Annotated in this window: 19 protein-coding genes; 5 read left to right on the top strand and 14 right to left on the bottom strand. The window is 71.6% G+C overall.

Annotation, left to right across the window (positions count from 1 at the left end):
* Positions 1-21: 21 nt before the first annotated feature.
* The gene (locus OOJ98_RS13725) at positions 22-945 is read right to left on the bottom strand and encodes a ScbA/BarX family gamma-butyrolactone biosynthesis protein (RefSeq protein WP_267054940.1); all 924 of its coding nucleotides are present in this window, start codon (positions 943-945) and stop codon (positions 22-24) included.
* Between the two features lie 295 nt (positions 946-1,240).
* On the opposite strand from OOJ98_RS13725, the gene OOJ98_RS13730 reads away from it, so the two are divergent.
* Positions 1,241-1,579, top strand: coding sequence for a DUF4190 domain-containing protein (locus OOJ98_RS13730; RefSeq protein ID WP_267054941.1), 339 nt, complete (start codon positions 1,241-1,243; stop codon positions 1,577-1,579).
* Between the two features lie 18 nt (positions 1,580-1,597).
* On the opposite strand, the gene OOJ98_RS13735 is transcribed toward OOJ98_RS13730, so the two are convergent.
* The 5 genes from OOJ98_RS13735 to OOJ98_RS13755 form a co-directional block, all read right to left on the bottom strand.
* Complete coding sequence (locus OOJ98_RS13735; protein ID WP_267054942.1) at positions 1,598-2,161, bottom strand: GNAT family N-acetyltransferase; 564 nt, start codon at positions 2,159-2,161, stop codon at positions 1,598-1,600.
* 179 nt (positions 2,162-2,340) lie between these two features.
* Positions 2,341-3,219, bottom strand: a complete 879-nt coding sequence (locus tag OOJ98_RS13740; RefSeq protein ID WP_267054943.1) for a geranyl diphosphate 2-C-methyltransferase — start codon at positions 3,217-3,219, stop codon at positions 2,341-2,343.
* A 16-nt stretch (positions 3,220-3,235) separates the two neighbouring features.
* Positions 3,236-4,612 (bottom strand): family 2 encapsulin nanocompartment cargo protein terpene cyclase, encoded by a 1,377-nt coding sequence (locus OOJ98_RS13745; protein WP_323177893.1) that lies wholly within the window; start codon positions 4,610-4,612, stop codon positions 3,236-3,238.
* A 554-nt stretch (positions 4,613-5,166) separates the two neighbouring features.
* Entirely contained in the window at positions 5,167-6,579 is a 1,413-nt protein-coding gene (locus OOJ98_RS13750; RefSeq protein WP_267054944.1) for a family 2B encapsulin nanocompartment shell protein, read from the bottom strand.
* 354 nt (positions 6,580-6,933) lie between these two features.
* Positions 6,934-7,389 carry a hypothetical protein gene (locus OOJ98_RS13755; RefSeq protein ID WP_267054945.1) on the bottom strand — a complete coding sequence of 152 codons (456 nt, stop codon included), beginning with the start codon at positions 7,387-7,389 and terminating at the stop codon, positions 6,934-6,936.
* A 138-nt stretch (positions 7,390-7,527) separates the two neighbouring features.
* On the opposite strand from OOJ98_RS13755, the gene OOJ98_RS13760 reads away from it, so the two are divergent.
* Together OOJ98_RS13760 and OOJ98_RS13765 are read left to right on the top strand one after the other, a co-directional pair.
* Positions 7,528-8,160 (top strand): TetR/AcrR family transcriptional regulator, encoded by a 633-nt coding sequence (locus OOJ98_RS13760; RefSeq protein ID WP_267054946.1) that lies wholly within the window; start codon positions 7,528-7,530, stop codon positions 8,158-8,160.
* Between the two features lie 26 nt (positions 8,161-8,186).
* Positions 8,187-8,870, top strand: coding sequence for a VC0807 family protein (locus OOJ98_RS13765; protein WP_267054947.1), 684 nt, complete (start codon positions 8,187-8,189; stop codon positions 8,868-8,870).
* A 107-nt stretch (positions 8,871-8,977) separates the two neighbouring features.
* Here the strand turns inward: OOJ98_RS13765 and OOJ98_RS13770 are convergent, their stop codons facing one another.
* Positions 8,978-10,597: an alpha/beta hydrolase gene (locus OOJ98_RS13770; RefSeq protein ID WP_267054948.1), complete on the bottom strand. Its 1,620-nt coding sequence runs from the start codon at positions 10,595-10,597 to the stop codon at positions 8,978-8,980.
* 181 nt (positions 10,598-10,778) lie between these two features.
* Here OOJ98_RS13770 and OOJ98_RS13775 point away from each other — a divergent pair, with 181 nt between their 5' ends.
* Complete coding sequence (locus tag OOJ98_RS13775) at positions 10,779-11,597, top strand: inositol monophosphatase family protein (RefSeq protein ID WP_267054949.1); 819 nt, start codon at positions 10,779-10,781, stop codon at positions 11,595-11,597.
* A gap of 74 nt (positions 11,598-11,671) precedes the next feature.
* Here OOJ98_RS13775 and OOJ98_RS13780 read toward each other — a convergent pair whose 3' ends face one another.
* The 4 genes from OOJ98_RS13780 to OOJ98_RS13795 form a co-directional block, all read right to left on the bottom strand.
* A complete protein-coding gene (locus OOJ98_RS13780) occupies positions 11,672-12,835 on the bottom strand; it encodes an oxygenase MpaB family protein (RefSeq protein WP_267054950.1) in 1,164 nt (387 codons plus the stop codon).
* A gap of 104 nt (positions 12,836-12,939) precedes the next feature.
* Positions 12,940-13,995 (bottom strand): polyprenyl synthetase family protein, encoded by a 1,056-nt coding sequence (locus tag OOJ98_RS13785; RefSeq protein WP_267054951.1) that lies wholly within the window; start codon positions 13,993-13,995, stop codon positions 12,940-12,942.
* Positions 13,985-14,263, bottom strand: a complete 279-nt coding sequence (locus tag OOJ98_RS13790) for a polyprenyl synthetase (protein WP_267054952.1) — start codon at positions 14,261-14,263, stop codon at positions 13,985-13,987. The genes OOJ98_RS13785 and OOJ98_RS13790 overlap by 11 nt, the downstream gene beginning before the upstream one ends.
* Before the next feature lie 221 nt (positions 14,264-14,484).
* Positions 14,485-15,393, bottom strand: a complete 909-nt coding sequence (locus OOJ98_RS13795) for a squalene/phytoene synthase family protein (protein ID WP_267054953.1) — start codon at positions 15,391-15,393, stop codon at positions 14,485-14,487.
* 274 nt (positions 15,394-15,667) lie between these two features.
* On the opposite strand from OOJ98_RS13795, the gene OOJ98_RS13800 reads away from it, so the two are divergent.
* Positions 15,668-16,570: an NADP-dependent oxidoreductase gene (locus OOJ98_RS13800; protein WP_267054954.1), complete on the top strand. Its 903-nt coding sequence runs from the start codon at positions 15,668-15,670 to the stop codon at positions 16,568-16,570.
* A 55-nt stretch (positions 16,571-16,625) separates the two neighbouring features.
* On the opposite strand, the gene OOJ98_RS13805 is transcribed toward OOJ98_RS13800, so the two are convergent.
* The 3 genes from OOJ98_RS13805 to OOJ98_RS13815 form a co-directional block, all read right to left on the bottom strand.
* Positions 16,626-17,243, bottom strand: a complete 618-nt coding sequence (locus OOJ98_RS13805; RefSeq protein ID WP_267054955.1) for a TOPRIM nucleotidyl transferase/hydrolase domain-containing protein — start codon at positions 17,241-17,243, stop codon at positions 16,626-16,628.
* Positions 17,244-17,584: 341 nt separating this feature from the next.
* Positions 17,585-18,055 carry a DIP1984 family protein gene (locus OOJ98_RS13810; protein WP_267054956.1) on the bottom strand — a complete coding sequence of 157 codons (471 nt, stop codon included), beginning with the start codon at positions 18,053-18,055 and terminating at the stop codon, positions 17,585-17,587.
* A gap of 91 nt (positions 18,056-18,146) precedes the next feature.
* The gene (locus OOJ98_RS13815; protein ID WP_267054957.1) at positions 18,147-18,995 is read right to left on the bottom strand and encodes a helix-turn-helix transcriptional regulator; all 849 of its coding nucleotides are present in this window, start codon (positions 18,993-18,995) and stop codon (positions 18,147-18,149) included.
* Between the last annotated feature and the right edge of the window lie 4 nt (positions 18,996-18,999).

The following is an 18,999-nucleotide window of genomic DNA, read 5'->3' on the forward strand; positions in this document are numbered from 1 at the left end:
GGGAGCGGCCGGGGCGCGCCGTCAGAGGTGTGCGTCGGCCGCGGCGATCACACAGCTGAAGACCTGCTCGCCGTTCTGGGTTCCGGTCACCAGGACGGCGACCTCCTGCGGGCCGGCCGGCACCCGGCAGGCCTCGATGGTGCAGGGCGCGTCCAGCTCGGTGTAGCGCAGGAACTCGCTCTCGACGCGCAGGGGCAGCAGGGGCGAGTGCTGCGGGTCCGAGCGCAGCAGGAGCGCGGTCGCGGCCTGCCGGGCGGCTTCGAGGAGGACCATTCCCGGCACGTGGTCGACCGGGTGGTCGAAGAGTATGGGGTGGCGTGTGTCCACCCGCAGCCGCCACCGGTCGGGCTCGCTCGAGGGCGACAGGACCACGTCGATGGGCGACATGCGGCCCACGCTCTGCGGGGAGACCGGGGCGGTCAGCTGGGGCGCCACCTCCTGGCCGGAGCGCGGCCGGTCACCGCGCAGCCGCCGGTAGATCTCAGGGGTGACACAGGTGTACATCGCGCCCCCGGTGGCGACGATCTCTCCGTCCCGGCGGATCACCGCGTCGTACCGAGTGCCCGCGAACGCCTGCCTGCGCCACTTCACTTCGCTGCACGTGACGTCGAGGTCGAGCGCCGCCGGGGTGGGGCCCACGCCCAGTTGTCCCGGGCGCACGGAGACCGTCAAGTCCTTCATCATGAATTGGTGGCCGAGCGGAACGCCGAATTCCGCGTGCGCCAGCAGAGAACCGACTTGGCGGATTGTTTCGGTGACCATCAAAGGGTCGTAATGGGTTCCGCTGACGGGGGTGTAGAAGCTGTGGCTCCGAGGCAGCTGGGCCGTGATCTGGAACGTGGCGTCGTCGACCCGCTCCCAGCCCGTGAGCAGCACCTCGGCCACGGCGGCCCGGTGCACGAATTCCTGGGGAACTGTCGTTGTGAGATAGGGATAACGGAACATCGGAGGTGCGACGACCCCTGTACCCTCAATTGCTGTCGACAGGTCCGCCGGCGTATGGAAGCGGAACGTGCTTGTGGACATGACTCCCCCAGGATCCGCGCTTCAAGCGAAGCGAGAAGGTACGTGGGACGGCCTCTCGCAAGCTCGAAGATACATACCAGCCGGTTTAATTTCCAGCCTTGAGGGTGTTGACGTAGGTCAAAAAGTGCCGCATCCGCTTCAACTCCGCTCACTGGCCTACCGAGTTCACGTGCCCGGTTCGGGGCGGCCCGAGGCTCCTGACTAGGGTCGTGGCATGAGCACCACAGCGGGTGAGCGCCCGAAGAACAGGGCCGTGGACATCAGCGCCACGGCGGCCGTCCTGGGGGTGATGGCCGCCACCGGAAGCCTGGCCACCGGCACCCTCTTCCTGCCACTGACCGTCGGATGGGTGATCCTGATCCTGCTGTCGTCGCTCGTCGCGATCGTCTCGGGCCACATCGGCCGCCGCCGGGCACGCCGCCGCGGGCTGCCCGGCCGCGGGCTCGCCCTGGCCGCGATCGTGACCGCGTATCTGACGCTGCTGTATGTGCTGTTCGTCCTGGTGTTGCTGATCGGACTGCTCGCCGGACTGGGCGCGGTCTTCGGCGGTTGATCGCCGGGGCCCCGGGCCTCATGCCCGGCGCTGTTCCCAATCGGCCTTGGTGAGCCGGTATTCGACCTCGCCCTGCTCGGACCCCGGGATCGCGTCCGGCCACTCTCCGGTGAAGGTGCGCAGGAACACGAGGCCCGCCTTCTCCATCACACGCCGGGAGCGCGCGTTCACCGTCATGGTGTTCGCGGTGACCGTCTCCACACCGAGCTCGCCGAACCCCCTGTCGATCAGGGCGCGAGAGCCCTCGGTCGCGTAACCCCTGCCCCAGGCGCTCTTGTTGAGCCGGTAGCCGAGTTCCACGACGGCCGCGCTCCGGTCGTCGAGGGGGCGGAACTCGAACCAGCCCAGGAAGGTCCCCGTGGCCCGCTCCTCCGCGGCCCAGTAGCCGCGGTGTCCCCAGCACGGGTAGTCGCGCATCAGGCGGGGGAGCGTCCGCTCCATGATGGTGTCGACGGTGGTGGGCCGGCCGCCGTTGATGAAACGGACCACGTCGGGATCGTTGTCGAGAGCGAACAGGTCGTCGGCATCGGCGTTGTTGACGGAGCGCAGCACGAGCCGTTCGGTTTCCAGGAAGAGGGACATGAGGCGATCTTCACCACCAGGGGCCCGGCCCGCCAGCCGATATCGGGGACGCGCTCGGGCGGGCCGCTTCGCCCCTTCCGAGGCACCGGTCCGAGGCCGGTCCCAGGCACCGGTGCGGCCGGCGCACCCCGTGGGTGTGCCGGCCGCACCGAGAACGTTCCGTGCCGTACGAGCGAGCGTCAGACGCGGTCGGCCGCGATGAGGACGTACTGGAACGAGCCGTCCTTGTAGGAGTTGATGAACGCTTCCTCGATGCCCGTGACGAGCGACGTGGTGGCGCGCAGCTCCCAGTACGGCAGCGTCTCGGGCGTCAGGTCGATGACCGCCTGCGGGACGAGCCGGTTGTCGGCCATGGCCCGCAGGTATTCACGACGCGAGTGGATGTTGCACTCGAAGTGCGCGTTGATCTGCGAGACCCACTTGGAGGGCTGGCCGTACTTCGGGTTCCAGCAGCCGGTGATCGTCACGTACCGGCCGCCGGGGGTGAGGATGCGGGAGTGCTCGGCGAAGAGGTCGTGCAGATCGACGTACATGCTCGACTCGTTGTTCCACGAGCCCGCGGCCTCACCGGTCGCGAACGGCATGGCCAGCATGTTGCAGACCCGGGACCGCACGGAGCTGTCGATGCCCAGGTCGCGGGCGCGCTGGTTGGCGAACTCGGCCTGCTTGGCCGAGAGGGTGACGCCCTCGACCGTGCACCCGAAGCGCTGGTGGGCCATGACCATGGAGCCGCCCCGGCCGCACCCCGCGTCCACCAGGGTGGCGCCGGGCGCGACGGGCCCAAGGTGGTCGAGGAGCACGTCCGACTGCGCGGACTCCAGACGGTGCAGCTCCGCGACGAGCTTCGTGTCGCGGTCGGGTGCGCCGGGTGCGCCGAGCGCCGAGTGGTCGACATCGCCGATGCCGTAGTGGTGGTGGTAGAGACCGTCGACATCGCCGAGGCGCAGGTTCACCGGCCGGGCCTCGTGGTCCCAGTACCGGGCGATGTCGTCCTGGTAGGGCGTGGCCGGGGCGGGAATGGTCGCGGTGGTGAGGGTGGGTTCGACGTTCGTGGACACGGTGGGTCCCCTTTGCTTACCAGAAGTCGGGCAGTGAGTAGCGGTAGGTATTGGTCTGATGCCAGTGGTGGTTGCCGTCCACCCACGCGGCCACTCCGTGGAGGAACCGGATCACTTGCGGCGCGGGACAGGCGACGGCCAGGGCGGAGGCCTCGGCCTCGAAGTCGTGCATGAGCTCGTTGTGGACCTCGACCGCCTTGAGGTACGCCTCACGGGGCTCGCACTGCTCGCTCTCGGCGATCACCACGGGCAGGTTCAGATGGCGGCCGGGAGCGTCGAGCTCCTTGGTGTAGGAGTAGAGGTCGTTGACGATGGTCGTCGCGTTGGAGGCGAGCGCGATGACCTTCTGCATGGCGGGCCGGGCGTGCAGGTCGGCGGCCAGCTCGTAGCCCCCGACGGTGTCGGTGATGGTCGGGCAGGGGCGGAAGTTGTTGAACTGCCGCATCGCCAGGTACTCCCACACCTCGGGCATGTACTCGGTCTGCGCCCATGCGGCCTCGGCGAGGTAGCCCAGGTGCAGACGGGCCATGTCGTGCCGGTAGCGGTCGGCCTGTGACGCACTGGCCGCCTGGACGAAGTACTCCATGGCCGAGCGGTAGGCCCGGCGCGGCGCGTCGCTGAACAGCGACTCCGCCCAGGGCGCCTGGTGCTCACGCGTGGTGTGGAGGGGGTCGAGCGCGGTGTGCGCGAGGAGCAGTCGCCCGCCGAGGCCCACGGGCGAGCCGCCGTGGTCCTCGCAGTAGCAGTCGTCGAGCGCGTTCTCCGCGGCCATCAGCCGGGTCGCGACCATCAGGTGCTCGATGGTCGGTGCGTCGGGATGGCAGGCCACCATGTAGCGGCCGAGGGCGAACCCGTCGAACTGGTCCTCCCAGTCCGGCGGATACAGCTCGACCTCGTGGACCGCCCAGTCCTTGATCCTGCGGCCGACCTCCGCCACCCGCACCGGGTCGGGCTCCGCCACCGGATGGTGGTAGAGGCCCGGCACCGGGGTGCCGTCCGCCGACGGTTCGGCGCGGGGCGCGAGGCGAAGGCCGCTGGTCCCCAGCCCGTTGGGGCCGCGCAGGACCCGTTCGAGGACCTCGGGGCTCATGGGAACGACGCCGTGCGGCCCGCCCCCGGGCAGGTCGGCGACGCCCAGGGCGTCCGGGGTCGCGGACGACCCCGCGACGCCGTCCGCGACACGGTCCGCACCGGCGCCCGTGGAGGGACCGGGGGGCGGCTCGGCGGGAGGAGCCGCGGGTGCGGCCGTGGGCGGATCCGGAGCGTCGGCCGAGAGCGGCACGCACACGCCGTCCACACACGTGATGTCGGCGATGGCCGGCACGGCGGGCTCTGCTGTCGTGACCTGCGGGACCATGTGCGGCTGCACTGGACTGAGGTCGGGGACGGGCATCCATTGCTCCTTGTGTGAGGCGGATTGTTCCGAGCGCACTCCCCGTGCCCGGAAGGAGTGCCGGACCGGCGAGCCGGGGCGCTCGGAGAGCAGGGGCCCGCTCGCCGTCGGACGCGAGTCGCCCCGGGCCGACTCCGCTTCTGGGTGCGGAGGTCGGTCCGGTACGACCGCTCGCCGAAGCGCCGCCGGTGGCGTACGGCGGACCCTGTTCAGGAGCGGGGGTTCAGTGAGCCGGGTGGCCGCCGGCAGTGGCTGCCCTGCGGCCGGCCCCGTTCAGGGCGTACGACGCCCACGGGCCGGGCGGCGCGGCGGGCGCCGTGATGAGCGCGGCCGTGGAAGAGGGCGTCCGGAAGGGTCGGCGCGCTCAGGGCGCGGGACACCGGCATGCGCGGGGCACGTCGATGTCCGCACCGGACCCGACTGGGCGCACTCTTCTCTGGGTGGGGACCGAGCCGTCACCGGCGGTCCCTGCTCGACGCCGGCTGTCCGGCCGTGCCGGCGGGAGACGGATCAGGGTGGACACGCCGCCCCTGCCCGCTCCTTGGGCGGAGGCGTCAGCGCCAGCGGCTGACTTCCACGTTCTCCAGGACGCCGAGCGCGTCCGGCACCAGGATGGCGGCGGAGTAGTAGGCCGTGACCAGGTACGAGATGATCGCCTGCTCGTCGATGCCCATGAACCGCACGGAGAGCCCCGGCTCGATCTCGTCCGGGATGCCCGACTGGCGGAGGCCGATGACGCCTTGGTTGTCCTCGCCGGTACGCATGCAGATGATCGAGGTTGTCCGCTTGTCGCTGAGCGGGATCTTCCCGCAGGGGTAGATCGGCACGCCGCGCCACGCCGGGAGACGGTGGCCGTCGACCTCGACGGACTCGGGGACCAGGCCGCGCTTGTTGCACTCGCGGCCGAAGGCGGCGATCGCCTTGGGGTGGGCGAGGAAGAGCTTGGAGCCCCGGCGGCGCGAGAGCAGCTCGTCCATGTCGTCGGGGCTCGGCACCCCGTCGTGCGGCTGGAGCCGCTGGCCGTAGTCGCAGTTGGTGAGCAGACCGAACTCGGGGTTGTTGACGAGCTCGTACTCCTGGCGCTCGCGCAGCGCCTCGACGGTGAGCCTGAGCTGGTGCTCGGTCTGGTTCATCGGCTGGTTGTAGAGGTCCGCCACCCGGCTGTGGACCTTCAACACCGTTTGCGCGACGGAGAGTTCGTACTCGCGCGGTGCGCTCTCGTAGTCGACGTACGTGTGCGGGATGACGGCTTCGCCGACGTGGCCCGCCGAGAGGTCGATCGCCGCCTCGCCGTACTTGTTCGTGGCCCGGTCCGGCTGCTCCGACGCCGCCTCCAGATGCTGGTGCAGGCTCTCGGAGCGTTCGGCGAGGTTGAGCACGTCCGACCTGGTGAGTTCGAGCACGGTGCACGCCGTGGTGGCGCGGACGGTGTGCTCCCACTGCGCCTCGGAGTCCACCAGCGCGTGCTCGCCGAAGTAGGCGCCGTCCGCGAGGAAGCCCAGCTCCGTGTCGTCGCCGTAGGGACCGGTGCCGACCTTGGCCACCCGGCCGTGGGCGAGCAGGAACACGCGGTCGGTCGCCGTGCCCGAGTTCGCGATGACCTCACCGGCGGCGAACTCCCGTTGCGTGCAACGGTTCGCGAGCTCGGTCAGCGCCTCTTCGTCGTCGTAGTCGCGCAGGGCGGGGAGCTCGCTGAGCTCCGCCGGGATCACCTGTACGCGGCCGCCGGTCTGGATGAACTCGACCCGGCCGTCCCCGACCGTGTAGCTCAGCCGCCTGTTGACCCGGTACGTGCCGCCCTGCACCTGGACCCACGGCAGTTTCCGCAGCAGCCAACGGGAGCTGATCTCCTGCATCTGCGGAGCGGACTTGGTCGTGGTCGCCAAGTTCCGTGCGGCGGCGGTTCCGAGACTCTGCTGGCCACGTGTGGCCGCCCCTGACGTCTCCGCACCCGTATCGACCGACATGACTCCCCAATCCCTGATTTACGCTGGCATTTCACCCTGGCATGCTGCGACTTCAGCGTGACAGAGGAAAGGGGAGCCGCCCATTCCCCGGACGGTGCATAGCGAAGCGCCCCGTTCGAAACGCGCGCGAACGAGCTCCGGCAGCCGTAAACATGTCCGGCGAAGATTTGGCGAGATCGAGTGCCCGATGTGAACGATGTGGCTGGTGGGTGCGGTGAGGCTCAGGCGTGGAGGCGGGCGTGAGGCTCGGACTCGAACCCGGCAGCGGACATCGAGCTCAAGTCCGCTGGGCGGGGACGGTGTTCGGACTCGGGGCGGGGCCGGTGTGGCGCTCATGTGCGCCGGTGCGGGACCTCACCAGGTGAACCAGCCGGGCGTCGCCGCGTAGTCCTGCGGGGTGTAGTCGCACACGGCCGCCTCGAACGGCTCGGCCGCGCTGAGGCGCCCCGCGAGCCGCTCGCCGGCGGCGTCCACGGTGTCCGCGGCCACCACGAGTGCGAGCACCGCCACGAAGCAGCCGGCGGCGAGCCTGCGCGAGGCCACCGCGCCCCGGGAGTCCGCGGCGACAGCGCAGGCGACGGAGACGATCAGGGCGCTCCCGATGAGGCCGAGAGCGGTCAGCGTGAGGTGGTCCAGCCGGGCGGAGTGGTGGCACAGCACATACCGGCGTCCGGATCGGGACGCCTCCCAGCGCTCCCAGAAGGCGACCGCGCCCAACAGGGCGCCCACCGCGACGAGATGCCACGAGCGGCAGGCGAACCCCCGTGTGGATTCAGGTGTGTCCGCGTCCGTGGTGTTCGCTGCGCCCATGGCTCCCCCTGGCTGGTGTGGCATGCCCCCATGCTCGCAGGCGCCCGGCGGGGCCCGGCCGTGCCCCCCGGGGGCCATGGATCACCGACTCCCGCTCATGTCTTGCTCGGCTGAGCAAACGGCGCTACCGTCTTGCTCATGCAAGCAAAACCCAGCACGGGCAAGCAAAAGGCAGGCCCCTCGTTCACGGAGACGGGGCGGCGGGCGCAGATCGTCGCCGCCGCGATCGAGACCATCGCCGAACTCGGCTACCACCGGGCCTCGTTCGCGAAGATCGCCGAGAGCGCCGGGCTGAGCAGCACGGGGATGATCTCCTACCACTTCAAGGGCCGGGGCGATCTGATGCGCGAGGTCGTCACGGAGGTGATGCAGCTGGCGGACGGATACGTGCGGCCCCGGATCGAGGCCCACGAGAGCTACGCCGCCCGGCTCCGCGCCTCCATCGAGGGCAACCTCGACCTGCTCGCCGACCACCCGAAGCACTTGGTGGCGCTCGTCGAGATCCTCTCCAACCTGCGCGGCGAGGACCCCGGGATGCTCGCGTTCCTCGACGGGTCGGAGGCGATCCTCGCCCAGCAGGTGGAGCAGATCCGCAAGGCGCAACGGGCGGGCGAATTCCGCGCCTTCGACCCCTGGGTCATGATGCGCGCGATCCGCGCCTCCATCGACGACGTGGTGCGTCGCGCGACCCACGACCCCGGCCTCGACGTGCGGGCCGCAGGAAGGGAGCTGGCCGACCTGTTCGACCGGGCCACCCGCAACACGCCATGACCGCAGCACACACGGGGGTAACCAGCATGACGGCACAACCGGCTTCACACACGCAGACGGGCCCGGCGCCCGAGGCGCCCCGGGCGCGGGGCACGGCGGCCCTGCGCAGGCGCCTCGTCGCACAACTGCTCTTCGAACTCGTCCTGCCGCTCGGCTCCTACTACGGCCTCCGGGCGCTCGGTGCCGGCCAGTGGCTCTCGATGACCGTCGGCGGCGCGCTGCTGCTGCCCTGGATCGCGTACGGCGTGGTGCGGCAGCGCCGCGTCGAGGCGATGGCGGTGTTCACGCTGAGCCTGGTGGTGGCCGGCACCCTGCTGAGCCTCGTCACCGGCAGCCCGCGGGCGCTGATGATCCGGGACAGCTGGCTGACCGCCACGATCGGGCTGTGGGTGCTCGGCACCCTGCTCACCCGGCGCCCCTTCATGATGTCCGCCGCGCGCGGCATCGTCATCGCCAAGGTCGGCGAGGAGGGACTCGCCGTATGGGAGGCCCGGTGGGACGTGGAACCCGGCTTCCGCCACCACCTGCGTGTGATCACGGCGATCTGGGGCGCGGTCTTCCTGCTCGACTCGGTCCTGCGGGTGGTGCTGGCGTACACGATCTCGGTGGACGCCTTCCCCCTCACCAGCACCGTCCTCTGGCTGGTGCTGCTCGGTGGCCTGATCGCCTTCCACAACTGGTACGTCACGCGCAACGGCCTGAAGGTGTAGGCCCGGCACGTCAACTGCGTTTCGTGCGGCGGGCGTTGCTCGTCAATGGCGAAGCGGCCGTCGGAACGCGCCGGCGGCCGCTGTCGGAAACCTGAGGGAGCGGGCCGCTAGCGCAGCACGCCGCGGACGGCCTCCGGGTCGGTCGGCGCCAGGGGAGCGGCGGCGCCCTTCGCCGTGAGGGACGGCGTGGAGGCCACGTAGTCCGGCGCGGGGTCGGGCTCCGGGGCGCACGTCTTGGCGATGCGGCCGCGGCCGTGGGGGAGGGTGCCGTCACGCAGGTAGTCGGTGAAGGTGTCGTTGAGGCAGGCGTTGCCGTGGAAGAGGATCTCGTGGAAGCTGCCGCCGTTCTGGACGACCAGCTTCGAACCCGGCAGCGCGTCGTGCATCGCGAGCCCGCCCTCGTACGGAGTGGCGGCGTCCTCGGTGGCCTGGAAGAGCAGGACCGGCGGCAGGCCCTTTCCGGTGATCTTCATGCGGCCCGCCGGGTCGCCCTGGTGGGGCCAGAACATACAAGCGGCGTTGTACCACATGTTGTTATAGGTGTAGAAGGGTGCCGACGCGTCGACCTTCGCCTGGTCCTTCTGCCAGAAGTCCCAGTCACGGGGCCAGGCGTTCTCGGTGCACTGGGCCGCGTTGTACGCCGGGAACGTGCCGTCGTCGCCGCCCGGCGCCGCGTACCGGTTGTAGGCCTCGTTCAGGGGCCGGGTGTCGTGCTGGGTGAGGTATGCCGAGAGCACGGTGGCCATCCGCGGCCAGCGCAGGAAGTTGTACCCACCGCCGTAGAAGGTGTCCTCGAACTCGGCGGGTCCGATCCTGCCCGGCGCCGGGGCCGCGTCGACCGGGGTGGCCCGCAGCCCCGCCTCGACCTGCTGGTACGCCTTCTCGACGGCTGCGGTGTCCGTGCCCAGGTGGTAGACGGAGTCCGCCTTGGCGGCCCAGGCCGCGAAGGCGTCGAAGCGGCGCTGGTGCTCCTTGTCCTGGAGGACGTTGTGGTCGTACCACGTGATGGTGGGGCCGACGATGCTGTCCAGGACCATGCGGCGGACGCGTGAGGGGAAGAGCTGGCCGTAGGTCGAGCCGAGCGAGGTGCCCCACGAGCCGCCATAGAAGTTGATCTTCGGCGCCCCCAGTGCCCGCCGGATGCTGTCCATGTCGCGGGCGCTGTCGACGGTGGTCATGTGCGGCATGAGCCAGGACCAGTCGGCCGCGCAGTCGGCGGCGTACCCGGCTGCCTTCGCGAGCCACGCCTTCGACGTGCCCTGACTCACCTGGTAGTCGGGACGCTCGCCGTCGAAGTAGTGGGCGTCGCAGGTGACATGGGGCTCGCTGCCGTTGGTGCCGCGCGGGTCGAAGCCGATCCAGTCGTAGGTCGAGGCGACGTCCTTGGGGATCTGTCCGGCGATGTAGGCCGGCATCCACAGCCCCGAGTCCCCGGGGCCCCCGGGGTTGAGCAGGATCGGGCCCTGCTGCCTGCTCCTGGGCGCGGTGGCCGGGAGCCGGTTCACCTTGATCTTGATCTTGCGGCCGTGCGGGTCGGCGTAGTCGACCGGTACGTCGAGCATCGCGCACTGGAGCGTGGGCGCGGTCGGGTCGTCGCAGGAGCTCCATACGAGCTTCCCCTGCCCGGTGTCCTCATGGACGGCGCCACCGGGCGCGGCGCCGGCGGACGTTCCGGAGAGCGCCACGACGGCTGTGGCTGCGGAGAGCAGCGCCAAGACTTTTCTCATGGCAGGCATCATGTGATATGTGAAATGTTACTGCCAGGGTCATGACGGGACGTTATGAAGCTGTGATCGAGGGGGAGTCGAGGGGGCAGGCGCGCCCGGCACCGCCGCGACCGCCGCCCCTGTGCGGCGTCGGCGCCCCTGTCGTGAACTCCCGTACGGGGCGGGCCAGTAGTCTGCCCGCATGATCTCCTCCTGCTCGGGCCTCGATGACACCGAGGTCGCCATAGCCGCCGCCCGCGCCGGTGCGGACGTGGTCCGTGGGCTCTACGGCCGCCGCCTCGCCCGCATCGACAAGGGAGCCGGCGACTTCGCCACCGCCGCCGATGTGGCGGCCGAGGAAGCCATCCTCGGCGTCATCCGCGCCGCGCGGCCCGAGGACGGGGTGCTCGGCGAGGAGGGCGGGCGGCGGGGAGCCGAGGGCGCGGCGCGCGAGTGGCTGGTCGACCCCCTCTGCGGCACCTTGAACTACGCCGTCGGGAACATGCTGGTGGCCGTCAACGTGGCGCTGCGCGACGGCCCGGCGGCGGTGGCCGACCCATTCGCCGACGAGGTCTTCCACACCGACGGGCAGCGCGCCTGGGTACGTCACGACGGGGCCGACACGCCCCTCGCACCCACCCCGGCCACCCAGTTGGTGGACCTCAACCTGGACCCGCCCTTCCCGGGCGCCCCCGAGTTCCGCGCCGTGGACGTCCTGGCCCACGCCGGCTTCGTGGAACGGTTCCGCCCGCGCGTCGTGTCCACGACCCTGGCGCTCGCCTGGGTCGCGGCCGGCAAGCGGGCGGCGTACATCACCGACGGCGGCGACCTCTCGGCCAGCGTCCACTTCGCCGCCGGCATCGCCCTGTGCCGAGCCGCCGGCTGCGTGGTCACCGACATCACCGGCGCCCCGGTCGGACCCGGGGGCCGGGGCCTGCTGGTGGCCGCCGACGCGGACACGCACGGCCGGCTGATGGCGATCGTCCGAGGGCGCGAGCCCGGGGACGTCACGAACGCGTAGGGGAACCTCGACGTGCCGCCCGCACCCCACGGGCGGCGCGACGGCGCCGGCCCTGGGCGGCGGGCGGCCGCGGACTACGGCCGGACCGTGGCCGCCGGCGGGGTCCAACGGTGGGTGCGGGGCACCGCGTTGGAGATTCCGTACTCCTCCTTGAGGCTCTCCGGGATCGCGTAGTGCATGACGCGCCCCCGGGTCAGGGAGGACAGTTCGAAGACGGCGGTGAGGTGGCCGATGCGGTCGAGCGCCCAGGCGCCGAACGGAGAGCGGTCCTCGATCGTCTCCAGGACACCGAGCAGGTGGGGGACGGCCTTGACGACGGTGTCCCACGGCGTGCGGGGCACCTGGAGCCAGTCCGCGCAGGTGTCTCCGACCAGATAGCGGATGAGCGCCGAGACGATCGGGTCGAAGAAGGTGCCCGGCACGATCTCCTCGTACAGGTCGATGAGCTGGCGGGTCAGCTCCGCCCCCTCGGGCGACGGCCCCATGTGCCGGAGCATGTACAGATCGAGGAACTGGCGTGCCTCGTCGAGGGACTTGGGGACGGCCTCCTGGTCGACGCCGAGCATGGCGCCGACCACGCGCCACGCGTAGTAGTAGGCCTCCGCGCCCTCCGTCGACATGTGGATGCCGAGCCGGTGCAGACTGTCGAGGACGAGCATCGAGAAGAACATCTGCCCGCCGATCAGGTCCTCCTGACAGATCGGCGTGCCGAGGGCCCCGACGTCCCACCGGTCCTCCCGGATGAGGTGATGACGGATCGACGCGTGCAGGAGCCGCACCTTCTGGGCCGCCGGAATGAAGCGGCTGCCGGCCTCGAAGGCATCGGGCTGCATCAGGTAGACGGTGAACTGCCCGGTCTCCGCCATGCGCTTGGACGGGTACTTCAGACCGTGGGTGGCCGACAGCAGCTTCGCCACGTGCGGCACGACGTAGCAGGCCGGCATGGAGGCGAAGGAGAGCGCCGTGGAGATGTGCACGTTGTTGTCGATGAAGAACAGGCGCGCCTTCTCCATCTCGCCCCAGTCGACCCAGGACGGTGGGACGCTCGTGGCGTCGAGGTACTCCCGGGCGACGTCGGGCAGGCCGTCCGGCAGGGGAGCGCCGGCGGTGGACACGTACCGCATCAAGGTGTTGAAGGTGCCCACCTGCCCCCGCGCGAACAGTTCGGCGACGGTGGCGTCGGCGAGTTCGTCACCGGCCGTGCGCAGGGCGGTCATCGAGGCCTCGGTGCAGTTCATGGGGCTCCTAGTGGTCCACGTCTTCGGCCGCGGGACCTCCCGGAGCAGCGGGAGCCCCGGCGGCCGGGGGAGGGGCGGGAGGGCGCGCGACGGGGCCGCGCGGGTCAGGACACGCGGACCGCCGCGGAGTGCGCGAGCGTCGTCAGGGCCGTGGCCGCGGGCGCCGGCACATCGAGGTCGTGGAGTACGCCCAGGGCCTCCTCCACCCGTGTGCTGATCATGTGCTCCACGCGGTCGGGAGCACCGGTCCTGCGCATCGTCGCGCGGACCGTGTCCAGGCCCTCCCGGTCCAGATCGCTCCGGCCCACCAGGGCCCGCAGCACCTCGCGCTCGGCACCGTCGGCCAGCCGCCAGGTCTCCGCGAGCAGAGCCGTGGGCCGCTGGCCGCGCACGTCGTCGGCGTTGGCCTTTCCCGTGTGCCCCGGGTCGCCGAACAGGCCGAGCAGATCGTCCCGCAGCTGGAACGCCTCGCCGAGCGGCAGCCCGTACGCGCAGTACCCCTCGCGCAGCCGGGCACCCGCACCGGCCAGCGCGCCACCGATCAACAGGGGCTGCTCCACGGTGTACTTGGCGGTCTTGTAGCGGATCACCTTCATGGACGCCGTGGTGTCGGGGTCGGCGCCGGTCCGCAGGATCTCCAGGCACTCGCCGGCGATGAGCTCGCGCGCCATCACCCACCACAGCGGGCGCGCCCGAGCAAGGTAGGCGGCCGGCAGGCCACTGGTGGCGAACAGCTGCCCGGCCAGCGCCATCAGCAGGTCGCCCACCAGCATCGCGAGCGACCTCGCCGCGGCGTCGGCCCGAGGGCCCCGCCGCACCGCGCCGCGCAGGGCGATGTGCGCGGTGGGCCGCCCGTGGCGCAGCGAACTGTCGTCGATGAGGTCGTCGTGCACGACCGCGGCGGCGTGCACCAGCTCCATGGAGGCCGCGGCCCGCACCAGCGCGTCGCTGTCGGGCTGCCCCGCCGCGCGCCAGCCCCAGTAGCAGAACGCCGCGCGCAGCCGTTTGCCGTCCGCGAGCGCCCTCTCCAGTTGCTCGGCCACCGGGTCGAGGAGCGGATCGATCGCAGCGAAGCGATCGGCCTCCTCCGCGACGAACCCGCTGAGCACCTCGTCGACACGGGACTTGAACGCGGCCGGCTCCCACCGCTCAGACCCCATCGGCGGCCTTCCGGGCCACGACGTGCCGGGCCAGGATCTCCAGGTGGGCCGGGGGCACATCGCCGTAGCGTCCGAGGACCAGGCGGCCCCGCGCCATCAGGTCGTGCTCGGCCTCCGCGGCCAGTTCGGCGGCGTCCGAACGGCGCAGCAGCCCCCGGACCGTGCCCAGCGCCGTGGCCGCCGTACTGACCGCCAGATCGGCGAGCCCCGCCGCCAGCAGCACCGCCCGCCGGTCCATGCCCGCGTGCCGACCAGGTTCCTGCGTCATGCCCATGTCCTCCGCCCACTGCCACCGCCTCGGGCGGGCCGGTCCCGCCCGCTCCGTGCCGCCGAGCATGGCGGCACGGAAGGGACGAAGGCGGAGGAACTCACGATCGAGTGATCGGATCGCTCTTCCGTGCGGCGGACGGGCGGCTGCGTTGACGTCCGTACGTGAGGTCGGCGCGGGGCGCTCGGCCGGGCACCGCGCCCTCGCGCCGGCGCCCTGTGTCAGCGGCCCCGGCGGACGTATTCACGGGCCACCACGCGCAGCGCGGCGGGCAGCGAAGGGCTCGCGGGCTCGCGCAGCACGCGGGTGCCCGCGGCCGTCGCCGCGTCGGCCGTGAGCACCTCAAGGGTGACGAAGGCCCGGGTGAACGCGCGGTGCGGGGGCGCTACGAGCCGTGGCAGGACCCGGCTGTCGAGCAGGTCGCGCCGGGCCCGGGTCAGCATCTCGCGCAGCAGCGCCCGTACGCCCGGTGTGTCACGCCCCTGCTCAAGGTCCTCCCGGCAGACGCCGTGGCTCTTCATCGTCTGCTCGGGGAGGCCGAGCCGCCCCTCGCGCAGATCCTCGGCGAGGTCGCAGACGAAGTCGAGGCGCTGGCTGCCGTCGATGTAGGAACGGCACGCCCGCTCGGCCTCCTCCCGGTCCCCGCCCGGCGCGAAGAGCAGCGAGGCCACGAGCATGAACGCCGGAAGCGAGTACGCGTCGACATACCGCTGGTACTCGTCTTCGTCGGCGAAGCCCGTGAAGTCACGGTCGAAGGGCGCGCCCGCGAGAAACCGCTCGACGGGGGAGCGCAATGAGGGGTGCACGGTGAGGGTGTGCAGCAGCGGCCGGAGCACGGGGTGGCCGCTCTCCCCGGTGGCCAGACCACGGCGGACCTCGGCCTCCCACGCGTCGTACGTGTCCTCGCCGACGGCGTCGGCGGGCGGGGCGTCCAACAGCGTGTCGGTGTGGTGCATGAACGCGACAGCGGCGACGACATGGGGCACCACCGTGGGCGGCAGCAGCAGACGCACCGCCAGGTAGGTCTGGCGGCGGTATCCGGCGACGAGCGCGCGCTGCGTGGTGTAGTCCTGGCGCAGTCGCGGGCTGTGGACGCCCGAGACCGTGAGGGTCGTGTTCCACGTACGCATGCCGACGGTCTCCCTACGAGTGGCGATGACGGAGCAGAGCCTACGCGGCCGCACGGCCGGCCACCTCGTCATCTCCCTGCGCACCGTCGAGTCCCATGTCTCCGCGCTGCTCCGCGAGTTGGCCCTGCCCGGCCGGTGCGCCCTCGCCCGATGGCGACCACGGAAAGCACCACGGAGCGGAACCAGGGGTGGGGGATCATGGGGAACCCATGGCACCACCGGCAGGACGGTGCGGCGCCGCACCGTACGGCCGGGCTCGAGATCGGAGCGAATGATGAAGGCTGTCCGTTTCAGCGCGTTCGGCGGGCCCGAGGTCCTGGAGATCGTGGACCTGCCCGACCCACGGCCCGGTCCCGGTCAGGTCCGGATCGCGGTACGCGCGGCCGGCGCCAACGCGAGCGACTGGAAGAAGCGCCAGGGCCTGATGGACGAGGAGCTTCCCCAGACCATGGGGTACGAGGCGGCCGGCGTCGTCGACGAACTCGGCGACGGTGTCATGGATGTCGCCGTCGGTGACCCGGTGTTCGGATTCTGTGAACAGGGCGCGGCCCAGGCAGAGTTGGCGGTGCTGTCGCACTATGCGCCGATCCCGCCGTCGCTCGGCTTCGCCCGTGCCGCCGCGCTGCCCGCCGCCCTCGAGACGGCCACGCGCGCGCTCGACCAGCTCGGTGTCGGGGACGGCGGCACGCTGCTCATCAACGGCGCTTCGGGAGTCGTCGGCAGCGCGGCGGTGCAACTCGCCGTGGTGCGGGGCGCCCGCGTGATCGGCACCGCGGGACCGGCGAACCACGACTACCTTCGCACCTTGGGCGCCGAGCCCGTCACGTACGGCGAGGGTCTCACCGACCGGGTCCGCGCGCTCGCGCCCGACGGCGTCGGCCTCGCCCTCGATGTCGCCGGGAGCGGTGTCCTGCCCGAACTCATCGAGCTCGCGGGGGGCCCGGCGAACGTCGTCACGATCGCCGACTTCGTCGGGGCGCAGCGCCACGGGGTGCTGTTCAGCCGTGGAGACACCGGCCGCGCGGTCCACGTGATCGCCGAGATCGGCGACCTGATCGAGGCAGGGCACTTCACGCCCCCGGCCGTCCGGACGTTCGCGCTCACCGAGGTCGCGGAGGCGCACCGCGCCGGTGAAGCAGGTCACGTACGGGAGAAGATCGTGCTGTTGGTGGGCTGAGGGACCCAAGGAGGCCGCGCGTGACCGCTGATCGCCGAGCGGCGGGCGGCCCTGCTCACAGGCAGCCGAGGAGCCCGTCGAGCGGGGCCGGCGTCTGCTCGGGGGTGAGCGCGTCGACGAGCAGATGGCCGTAGCGGATCTTGCGGCCCTTCTTCGTGCCGAGGAAACGCCGCATCTGCTGCTCCGGGGGCCGCCCGTGCTGAGCGGGCTGGCGCACGAAGGTCTGCCAGGCGCGCAGGTCGCCCTCGACGCGTACGACCTCCTCGACCCTCGCGGTGCCGAGCGCGCGGATGAGTTCCTCCTCCAGATCCCGCTCGCACACGAAGAAGGCGCCGTCCGCCGCCCCCGCCCGGTGCAGGGCCCGTTCGTAGAAGCGCCGCTCGCCCGCGTCGCACAGCCCGACCAGGCGTAGGCCGAGGCCGGTTGGGCCCAGGAGCGCGGCGTAGCGGCCCACGTTCATGGCCCCGCCCATCGGCACGACGCACACGCCCGTGCCGGCGAGGTCCCGTCCGCGCCGTATCGCGAGGGTCTCCACGGCGGCGACGTCGCTCGCCCCCTCCACGAGCACGGCGGTCCGCACCCCCAGGCGCCCGGCCGGCGCGCTCGCCGTGCTGTCGCCGCCGCCGCTCGCCCAGCCACTGAGCGCTTCCCGGAATGCCCGCATGTCCGCCATGGGGCCGAGTCTGCACCTCCCGCGGTGGCCGCCGCTCGCCATATACGAACGGCTCATCACGGGAACGGGTCGTCGTACGCCGAGATGCCGGCGTACGACGACCCGCGAAGATGTGGAGAGCCCCGAACCCGCCCTCACCGCTCCGGATCTGCACGTGGTGATGTGCTGTGCGCTGTGCACCGTTACCTGTGCCCCGTGCTGAGCTGCGCCGTAGATGGGGAGTCGAACCCCCGCGTTGCTCTTCACGCGCCACAGGTGGGCCGGAAGAACCGCCGGCCCTCGGCGTGTGCACGCCTCCGGAGCAGCTACCTGCTCCACATCGTCGCGATCTGCCGGACCCGTCAGTCCAGCAGGTCGACCTCCCAGTTGGCCCGCTGGATCCGGACGTCGACCTCCCGGATCTCCCGGGCCAGCACGTCGGCCCGCGCGCGCAGTTCTGCGACCGGGAGCGCGGAGAGCATCATCAACTCGGAGCGCAGCTGGCGCCCGTACCCACGCTCGCCCGTGCCCGCCGCCGCGTCCGCGGCCGAGGTGATCACCGAATGGCGCAGCCGCAGCACGTCCCGGCGGGCCAGCGCGTCGGTGAGGGTGCCGTCCTGGCCCATCTCCACCGTGGAGTTGGTCCGGTTGATCCGGCGGATCAACGATTCCAGCGTGGCCAGTACGGCATCGGTCTCGGCCAGCAACCCGGTGGCGTTCTCGGCGGGGGTCTCGCCCTCCTGGTAACGCGCGCTTGCGACGACGCGTGCCCGCAACTGCTCCACACGGCGGGTCGCCTCCGCGCGTTCTGCCAGTGCCTCGGCGAGCTTCACCGGCCCCACCTCCCATCTCCTCGAACTCGCACCGAGTATATGGGTGATGACCTGCTGAAATGCACCCGGTTTTCTCCGCCGGAGCTCCCGGCTACGCGACCGCGCCACGGCGTGCGGAGGGCGCGTGAGGGCCGAGCACCGCGAGGAGTTCGAGGCGCTCGGCGTCCTCGCTGCCGGGCTCCGCCGTGTAGATCATGATGCGCAGGTCGCTCCCGGCGACGCTCAGCACATCGCAGTCCAGGGTCACCTTGCCCACCGCGGGATGGTCGATGGTCTTGAGGGACGCCTTGTGCGGGCCCATCGCGCCGGCGTCCCACAGCTCCGCGAACCGATCGCTGTGCGCGCGCAGTTCGGCGACGAGCTGCCGCAGACGCCGGTCGGCGGGATAGCGCCGGGTGGCGGCGCGCAGATCGCCGACGACCGCGCTCTGCAGCGCGGACCGGGAGGCCGGGGTGTGGCGGACACGGCCGTCGGAGGCGACGAAGGCCCGCCACGCGCCATTGCGGTCCCGGCCGTGCCGCTCGCCCATCAGGGCCGTGTACAGCGGATTGGCGAGGAGCAGCGTCCAGGAGGCGTCGGAGACCGCGACGGGCGTCCCGGTCAGCCGGTCCAGCATCCGGTGCACACTCGGCGTGATGTACGCGGGGACCGCGCCCCGGCCCGGCGGCACGAGACCGGCGGCGTGGAACAGCTGCTCGCGTTCGGACGCGGACAGGCGCAACGCCCGGCCGAGCGCCTCGACGACCTGCTCCGACGGGTTGGCCGCCCGGCCCTGTTCGAGCCGGGTCACGTAGTCGACCGAGATCCCCGCGAGCATCGCGAGCTCCTCACGGCGCAGCCCGGCCGCGCGCCGTCGGCCACCGGTGGGCAGGCCCGCCGCCTCGGGGGAGACCCGGTCCCGCCGGTTGCGCACCATCCGTCCGAACTCCGTGCTCGCCATGCCC

The sequence above is a fragment of the Streptomyces sp. NBC_00083 genome (genome assembly GCF_026343295.1).
In the GTDB taxonomy this organism is placed as follows: Bacteria; Actinomycetota; Actinomycetes; order Streptomycetales; family Streptomycetaceae; genus Streptomyces.